At 41.3% G+C, this 8,377-nt stretch carries 6 protein-coding genes and 1 other annotated feature; of the genes, 5 read left to right on the top strand and 1 reads right to left on the bottom strand.

What is annotated here, in order from left to right:
- Positions 1-232, bottom strand: a 232-nt coding sequence (locus tag BUQ87_RS08515) for a transposase (RefSeq protein WP_143182436.1), incomplete at its 3' end; no start/stop codon positions are given.
- A gap of 453 nt (positions 233-685) precedes the next feature.
- Between BUQ87_RS08515 and dps the strand changes: the two genes are divergently transcribed.
- From dps to BUQ87_RS08490, 5 genes are all read left to right on the top strand, one after another.
- Positions 686-1,324, top strand: a complete 639-nt coding sequence (gene dps, locus BUQ87_RS08510; protein WP_207647179.1) for a DNA protection during starvation protein — start codon at positions 686-688, stop codon at positions 1,322-1,324.
- A gap of 141 nt (positions 1,325-1,465) precedes the next feature.
- Positions 1,466-1,700: a binding site (T-box leader), on the top strand.
- 86 nt (positions 1,701-1,786) lie between these two features.
- On the top strand, positions 1,787-2,806 hold the full coding sequence (gene pheS, locus BUQ87_RS08505) for a phenylalanine--tRNA ligase subunit alpha (RefSeq protein ID WP_038262424.1): 1,020 nt from the start codon (positions 1,787-1,789) through the stop codon (positions 2,804-2,806).
- Positions 2,807-2,835: 29 nt separating this feature from the next.
- Entirely contained in the window at positions 2,836-5,235 is a 2,400-nt protein-coding gene (pheT, locus tag BUQ87_RS08500) for a phenylalanine--tRNA ligase subunit beta (RefSeq protein WP_038262427.1), read from the top strand.
- A gap of 113 nt (positions 5,236-5,348) precedes the next feature.
- The gene (locus tag BUQ87_RS08495) at positions 5,349-5,873 is read left to right on the top strand and encodes a cell division protein ZapA (RefSeq protein ID WP_038262430.1); all 525 of its coding nucleotides are present in this window, start codon (positions 5,349-5,351) and stop codon (positions 5,871-5,873) included.
- 58 nt (positions 5,874-5,931) lie between these two features.
- A complete protein-coding gene (locus BUQ87_RS08490; protein WP_038262432.1) occupies positions 5,932-8,376 on the top strand; it encodes a U32 family peptidase in 2,445 nt (814 codons plus the stop codon).
- The last annotated feature ends 1 nt before the right edge of the window (position 8,377 follow it).

Raw genomic sequence — 8,377 nt, 5'->3', positions numbered from 1 at the left:
TTATGAACGCTTCGACAATCTCCAATTTAAATTCTTTAGTATATGACGCATTACTGTTGGAGTATTCAAACGCTCTAGCGCCATGATACATATACAACAAGTACCATTTTTTAATAGTAATGCTGCTTGCACCAATACTCTTTGCAAGACTTTTGTAACTTCCTTCTCCAGCTTTATAAGCTTCGCATACTTTTATTTTCTCTTCTTTGCTGAATTTCGGTTTTCTCCCCATAAAAATACCTCCAAGTAGTTTGTCTAATTTTAATTAATTAGACTGTCTACTTTGGAGGTATCATATCAGAAGAGGTTCCCTTATTTTGTATTTTGAGAATACTGCGCAACAGCTTATGGATTCATATCGAATGCTTTGCTTATATCCTCTTGAATAACAGAGGAATTACATTTTTGATAGAAGTTTTTTACTGTAATCACTATGTTATCCTAATGCAACATCAAGGAACATCATTACAGAAAATCCAAGCATACATTAATGTTCTAGCCAATCAAACATTAGTTTAACTCCTCTGTTTAATTTGTAATTATGGCATTTTTATTCTTATTTTGACTGCGCTTTATTCACACATTTTATCTGTAGTAACTCTGTTTAAAATTAATTGAAGTATGTAATTTGAAAAATTCATGAAAGGATAATTAAATGGAAAAATAAGGGGTATTTATAAAAAAATTGAAATATATATTTTCGAAGGATTTTGATTTGATGATGGAATATAAAAATATGATGATTCAAAATTCGAAAGGAGTGTTGTTTAAGATGGCAAGAGTTGCGAGAGAGATGGTTGAAAAATCAGGTGTTGATGTTGATAAGCTACTTGAACTGCTGATAAAAAACGCATCTGCAGAGCTGACTACCTATTATTATTACACTATTCTTCGTGCCAACCTTATTGGACTTAAAGGAGAAGGCGTAAAAGAAATAGCCGAGGTTGCACGCATAGAGGACAGGAATCACTTTGAGGCGCTTGTGCCAAGGATATATGAGCTTGGAGGAAAGCTGCCAGATGACATGAAGGAATTTCACGATATATCGGCATGTCCTCCAGCAAATCTACCAGCAGACCCAACAAATGTTGAAGAGATGCTAAAGGTTTTAGTGAACGCAGAAAGATGTGCTGTCAGAGGTTATACTGAAATATGCAACATGACAGCGGGCAAAGACCACAGGACTTACGACTTGGCATTGGCAATACTCAATGAAGAAATTGAACATGAATCTTGGTTCTCTGAATTCTTAGGAGAGGGGCCTTCGGGACATTTTATGAGAAGAGGAGAAACTTCCCCGTTTGTTTCGAAATTCTTAAGATAAAGACTGGAAATAAAGCCGCTACTTCAGTAGCGGCTTTATTTGTTGGAGTTTATAAAAAATGCTATGAATTTCAATATAATTGTATACCTTGTAAATAAAATTTTTATATGATATAATAATTTGCAAAATCAAATAAAACATGTAAATGCATTGATAAAGAGAGTACACTGCATACTGTGGAAAAAGAGAAGATTGCCTTGGCTGAAAGCAATCCCGAAACAGGCGCATTGGAAGTTCGCTTTTGAGCATCATGGCTGAAGCCGCAAGGTGTGTAAGCTTTTGACGAGTTGGACGCGTTAAGTCTTCATGAGGGGTTTTCGCACTGCGAAAACTACTAGAGTGGTACCGCGGAAGAATACAGCCTTTCGTCTCTATTTTGAGATGGAAGGCTTTTTGTGTTGCAGGAAAGTTTCAAAAGTGCTTTTAGGCAGCTAAATATAATTACATGAAAGGGTGAAAAAATTGAAGGAAAAACTATTATCCATAAAAGAAAGAGTCATGCAGCAGATAAGTGAGAGCGACAGCATTGACCAAATAGAGCAAATAAGGGTTTCTGTGCTTGGCAAGAAGGGCGAAATAACGGCCATACTAAAGGGCATGAAGGACCTTTCAGGCGAAGAAAGACCGGTTGTGGGAAAAATTGCAAACGAGGTAAGAGAAGAGCTTGAAGAGGCGATATCACAAAAGAAAATACAGATGAAAGAGCTTGAAAAGCAGAAGAGAATGGCATCTGAGACAATAGACGTTACAATGCCTGCAAAGAAGGTGTCTGTCGGAAGAAAGCACCCTGTAACTCAGGTATTTGACGAGCTTAAATACATATTCATGGGAATGGGCTTCAAGGTTGCAGAAGGACCTGAAATAGAGACTGTGCTCAACAACTTCGATGCACTTAATGCACCTAAGGACCACCCGTCGAGGGATATGAGCGATACGTTCTATTTTGACGAAAACCTTCTTCTGAGGACTCAGACATCTCCTGTGCAGGTAAGGACTATGAAATCGGTTAAGCCTCCTATAAAGATAATTTCACCGGGAAGATGCTTCAGATCGGATACTCCTGATGCAACTCACTCTCCAATGTTCCACCAGCTTGAGGGACTTGTCATAGACAAGCACGTTACAATGGCTGAGCTCAAGGGGACGCTTCAGACATTTGCAGAGCACTTCTTCGGAGAGGGAACTAGAATAAAGTTCAGACCTCACAACTTCCCATTCACAGAGCCTAGCGCAGAGGTTGACGTTACATGCTTCAAATGCGGCGGCAAGGGATGTTCTATGTGCAAGGGCGAAGGCTGGATAGAAATACTTGGAGCAGGAATGGTTCACCCAAATGTACTTAGAAACTGTGGCATAGACCCTGAGGAATACAGCGGATTCGCATTTGGAATGGGCGTTGACAGGATATCGATGCTTAGATACGAAGTAGACGACATAAGACTTTTCTTTGAAAACGACATGAGATTTTTAGATCAGTTTTAATCAATTACAAAAAATGAGGAGGTATTTTTATGTTAGCGCCATTAAAATGGATTAGAGAATATGTTGATATAGATGTGGATGCAAAAGAGTTTTCAGATATGATGACCATGACTGGTTCGAAGGTGGAAGCGGTTGAATATCTGGGAGAGGAAATAAAAAACGTAGTGGTAGGAAAGATACTTAAAATAGAAGCCCATCCTGATGCGGACAAGCTTATAGTGTGCCAGGTTGATATTGGAAGCGAGCATATACAAATAGTTACAGGCGCAAAGAATGTGTGCGAGGGAGACTATATACCTGTAGCCACTCACGGTGCTATTCTTCCAGGCGGAATGAATATAAAAAAAGGAAAGCTAAGAGGCGAAGTGTCGCAGGGCATGATGTGTTCGTCAAACGAGCTTGGAATTCCCGAGAGCATGATAGAGGAAAACAAGAGGGATGGAATATATATAATAGACTGGGAAGACAAGCTTTCTGAGGAAGACATACTTGGAAAGGACATAAGGGACTTTCTTGACATAAACGACGCCATAGTTGAATTCGAGATAACCTCAAACAGACCTGACTGCCTGTCCATGGTAGGAATAGCAAGAGAAGCTGCCGCGACGCTTAAAATAGATATGAAATATCCAGAAATAAGCGTTAAAGAGTCGGACGAGAATATGAAATTTGGAATCAAAATAGAAGATGCGGACCTTTGCCCTAGATATGCAGCCAGAATAGTAAAGGATGTAAAAGTGAAGGCGTCTCCTTACTGGATGCAAAGAAGGCTTATAGAGGCCGGAATGAGACCTATAAACAACATAGTAGACATAACAAACTATGTAATGCTTGAGCTTGGACAGCCGCTTCACGCATTCGACCTTGAAAAGATAGAGGGCGAAAACATAATAGTTAGAAGAGCCAAAGAGGGAGAGACAATAGTCACTCTTGACGACAAGGAAAGAAAGCTCGACTGTGAAATGCTTCTTATAACAGATGAGAAAAAATCACTTGCGATAGCCGGAATAATGGGCGGGGCAAATTCGGAAGTTGACTGCGACACTAAAACACTTCTTATAGAAAGTGCAAACTTTGCAAAGGCAGGCATAAGAGCCACTTCAAAAAGGATTGGACTAAGATCTGAAGCGTCTTCAAGATTTGAAAAGGGAGTAGATCCAAATCTTGTTGAGACCGCGCTAAACAGAGTTGCACAGCTTATAGAGCAGACAGGATCGGGAACTATACTAAGAGGATACGAGGACAACTATCCAAATCCGGTTGAGAGCAAGAATATAGAGGTTTCGGTAGACAGGATAAACAAGCTTCTTGGAGACACAATACCAGGGGAAGAAATGGCAAAAATGCTCAAAAGCCTTGAGTTTGAATGTACTCTCAACTCGGACGAATTGAGCATAAAGGTTCCTACTTTCAGACTTGATATGGAGCACGAAGCCGACGTGCTTGAAGAAGTTGCAAGGATATACGGATATGACAACATAAGCTCTCACATGATACATGGAATTACCACAATGGGTCTAAAGACAATAGGACAGCTTTTTGAAGACAGCATAAAGGACATGCTTACGGGAGCGGGAGTGAACGAGATACTTACTTATTCGTTTGTAAGCCCTAAAGGCGTTAAGAAGATAAACATAGGTGAGACTTCCATAAAGAACAATTTCATGAAGCTTTTAAACCCTCTTGGAGAAGAGACGAGCGTTATGAGAACTACTCTTATTCCTAACATGATGGAGGTAATAAGCACGAACAATTCAAAGAAGGTTGAAAGATTCGCAGGGTTCGAGCTTGGAAACACATTCATGGCCGTGAACGAGATAATACCTATAGAGAAAAAAGCGGTATGCATAGGGCTGTATGAAGAGGGAGCAGACTTTTTCACTTTAAAGGGAATAGTGGAGGCGCTGTTTGAAAAGCTTGGAATAAAGGGATGCGAGATAATACCTGAAAAGAACCACACTACATTCCACTCTGGAAGATGTGCAAACATAGTAAACGGAAGCTATACTCTTGGAACCTTTGGAGAAATTCATCCTGACGTGCTTGAAAACTACGACATAAAGAGAAGGGTTTATGTTGCTGAGCTTGACTTTGAGCTTATGCTTACATTCGCAAGGGATATGAAAATATACAAGCCTCTTCCAAAATACCCTGCAATGAGCAGAGACATAGCGCTTGTAGTAAAGGAAGAAGTGTTCGTAAAGCAGATAGAGGACATAATAAGAGACAACTCTCAAGGGCTTGTTGAAAGCTTCAAACTGTTTGACGTATACAGGGGAGAGCAGGTTGAAAGCGGACACAAGTCAGTTGCATACTCTCTGACTTATAGGAGCGAAGAAAAGACTCTTACCGACGAAGAAGTTGAAAAGGTACATTCTGTAATAGTTGAAAAACTTGAAAGTCAGCTCGAGGCGAAGCTTAGAGATTAAGCAGGCCTGCTTATAGACTAAAAAAACTACAATAATATTATATATAGCCTTTAAATTTAGCAAGATATAAAATATAATTAGTAGTAAGCAGTATATACCGAGGGGATGAGCATATGAATAGAGTGTGCATTAAGATAAACGGTCAGGAATACAACATGTGTGCATCTGAGTCTAAAGAGCACATGCTTATGATAGGCAATTTTGTTGATGAAAAGATGCAGGAAGTTATAAAATCCAATCCAAGGCTCAGCACCACCATGTCAGCAGTTCTCACTTCAGTGAATATTGCAAATGAGCTTTTCAAAAAAACGGAAGAGATTGAGGCCATAAACAAACAGATAAAAGGACCTCTCAAAGACTTGGAAAGTGCAAATGACAAGTTAGGGTCGCTACAAAGCGAGCTGGAAGAGAAAAGGGTAAAGATTGAGGAGTTTGAAAAGCAAATCAGTTTACTTAAGACAAGCCTTGAGGAATACATGGCCAGGGAAGAAGAGCTTATACAGGAAAAAGAGGATTTTTCGGGCCAGATTATGGAAAAAGACCAAAAAATCAGGGATGCAGAAGAAATAGTCACAGATTTTCAAAACAGGCTGTATCAGATGCAGATGAAAATAGTAAAAATGGAAAAGAACGCCTAACAAAAGCCTCCAGGACACAAACCTGGAGGCTTTTAAAGGTAAATTTGGAGGAGATATTTTGAAGAAAATTGAAATACTATCGCCGGCAGGCTCGTTTGAAGCATTCGTGGCCGCAGTTCAAAGCGGTGCGGATGCAATCTATATAGGAGGACAGCAGTTCAGCGCCAGGGCATTTGCAGATAATTTCGACAGGGATGAAATAATGGAGGCCGTGCGATATGCACATATAAGAGGCGTAAAGGTATACGTAACCGTGAATACGCTTGTAAAGGAAAAGGAAGCCAAAGGGTTCATGGAGTATGTGGACTTCCTATACGGCGAAGATGTCGACGCTCTCATACTTCAGGATATTGGAATGGCAGCTGAGGTCAAAAAGCGTTATCCGGATTTTGAAATCCATGCCAGCACACAGATGAGCGCCCATTCGCTTGAAGACGTCAAATTCCTTGAAAATATGGGTTTTTCAAGAGTTGTTCTCTCAAGGGAACTTTCAATAGATGAGATAAGCCATATAAGCAAGAATGCAAAGGCCGAAATAGAGATATTCGTACACGGTGCGCTTTGCATATGCTACTCGGGACAGTGCCTCATGAGCAGCATGATAGGCGGAAGGTCGGGAAACAGGGGCAAATGTGCACAGCCGTGCAGGAAGGAATATGACATTTTAAACACTAAAAGCGGAGAGACCATCCGTACGGACGGCAGGTACGTGCTGAGCCCTATGGATACGTGCACAATAGATGAGATAGGGAAGATAATAGATTCGGGAGCCATTTCGCTTAAAATCGAGGGAAGGATGAAAAAGCCCGAATACGTTGCCACCGTGACTGGGATATACAAAAAGGCTGCGCAGTCTTATATTGAATCTGGAAAAAGTACTGTATCACAGGACGACATTGACGAGCTGAATTCGATATTCAGCAGGGGATTTACAAAGGGATACATGTTTGATGAGACAAACGGCGGAATAATAAGCACAAACAACCAGAGCAAAAAGGGAATCAGAATAGGAACAGTGGAGTATCTTGACAAGGGAAGAAAAAGGCTTGGCATAAAGCTTGAAAAGAGAATATCCAAGGGAGACGGGCTCACTGTGGGGGGAATTGTCGGAAGAGTTCTAATAAAGGGAATGCCGAGCAACTATGCGGATGCCGGCCAGACTGTAGAACTTGACTATATAGGAACTGCAACAGAAGGTGAAGTGATATACAGGAACTTGGATGCAGAGCTTACAAAAAAGGCCCAGCAGACATATAAAAACGGAGCTGAAAACAGGCCTGCCTTAATAAATATGGAATTCAGTGTCAGCATAGGAAAGTATCCTAAGCTTTCAATGAGAGACAACAGGGCAAATGAAGTCTGCGTAGAAGGGGAGACGCCGGCGGAAAAGGCCCTCAAGGTTGCAATGAGCAGCGAAAAGATAATGCAGCAGCTTCAAAAGCTTGGCGGCACACCTTATGAGATAGAATCAGCCAAAGTTGATGTACAAGAAGGCCTAAGCATGCCCGTAAAGCTCATAAACGAGATGAGAAGGGATGCCATAGAAAGGCTTGACGAAATGAGAGCTATAATGAATGAGGGCAGGAATTACATTGAAGAAGACCTGAGCATGTTTGAACTTAATTCTCAAATCGGAAAAGAACTGCCGGAGAATCCGCAGATAAGGGTGAAGGCATACGGAATAGAACAGCTCAAAAAGGTTATGGAGCTGGAAGATGCAGACCTTATTGACGCAATGTACTTTGAATGCGAAAGGGACATACAGGAGGCCGCAAATATATGCCGTGAAAAGGGCGTAAGGCTCATATGCTCTCTTCCGAGAGTGATGAGAAATGAAGAATACAGTCTTATAGACAGGCTGAATGGAGCTGGCGTAAGCGATTTTTGCGTTTCAACCCACGGTCAGATTGGCGCCGTAAAAGGCATTGAAGCAAGCTTTTGCTGCGACCATGGCCTCAACGTATTCAACTCGTATTCGGCAGGCAGTTTGACTTTACAAGGATCAGGATCTGTATGCATATCACCTGAGCTTAACATATCGGATATCAAAAATGCCTGCGACAAGGAGTCGGGCACGGTGGAAGCGTTTGTATACGGAAGGCTTCCACTCATGATAAGCGAATACTGCCTTGTCGGAACTCTTGCAGGAGAGTGCACAGGAGGCAAAGCGGATGGCAAATGCGTAAACGAAGGTTCATATGCAATAAGGGACAAAATGGACGAAGTGTTCCCAGTTGGAAAGGCAAATGGCTGCAGGAGCATAATATACAATTCCAAAACACTTTGCATGCTCGACAGACTCAGGGACGTATACAAGGCGGGAGTTGGCATATTCAAAATAGACCTTGCGCTTGAAAGCCCTGATGATTCAAAAGAAATTGTAAAGGCCCACATACAGGCCGTGGAGGACGGTTTTGAAATGGACGAGTATACAAGTGGAGTTTATCAAAAGCTAAAGGACAGGGGCATAACAAACGGACACTTCTACAGGGGTGTTGAATAAA

The sequence above is a fragment of the Peptoclostridium litorale DSM 5388 genome, assembly GCF_900141635.1.
Classification (GTDB): domain Bacteria; phylum Bacillota; class Clostridia; order Peptostreptococcales; family Peptostreptococcaceae; genus Peptoclostridium; species Peptoclostridium litorale.
Note: the sequence above shows the minus strand (reverse complement) of the source record. Positions and strands in the feature narration are given on the sequence as shown.

Coding starts and splice junctions, on each gene's coding strand:
- BUQ87_RS08495 (WP_038262430.1), top strand. CDS start 5,349: ATGAATAGAGTGTGCATTAAGATAAACGGTCAGGAATACAACATGTGT.
- pheT (WP_038262427.1), top strand. CDS start 2,836: ATGTTAGCGCCATTAAAATGGATTAGAGAATATGTTGATATAGATGTG.